The 362-nt window shown below is 45.3% G+C and carries 1 protein-coding gene; it reads left to right on the plus strand.

Going from position 1 to position 362, the window contains the following annotated elements; all coding sequences use genetic code 11:
• A partial coding sequence (locus FW767_RS13030) for a transposase (protein ID WP_150980752.1) occupies positions 1 to 221 on the plus strand: 221 nt, incomplete at its 5' end.
• Positions 222 to 362 lie beyond the last annotated feature (141 nt).

Raw genomic sequence — 362 nt, forward strand, 5'->3', positions numbered from 1 at the left:
GATGGTACAACAGCGTCGCCCAAGCCGGATTCAAGTCATTCAATACAATCGCAGCCACATTTTATGAGCACGCCGACGAGATACTCAACTTCTTTGACAACCGCTCAACAAACGCATCTGCCGAATCGATCAACTCAAAAATCAAGGCATTCAGAGCCAAACTACACGGCGTAAACGACACTAAATTTTTCATCTTCCGACTTTGCAACATGTACGCTTAAACACAGGTTTATTACGGGTCAGCGGATTTTCCCGGTGGGCGACGTGGATGTATCGTGGTATAGTATTACCTTTGCATCATGAAATCGGAAAAACTGCTTCGAGCCATCCTGCCGGAGGTACTCATAGATAATTTTGAAGTC

Origin of the sequence: Heminiphilus faecis (assembly GCF_008728965.1) — a bacterium.
GTDB classification, from domain to species: domain Bacteria; phylum Bacteroidota; class Bacteroidia; order Bacteroidales; family Muribaculaceae; genus Muribaculum; species Muribaculum faecis.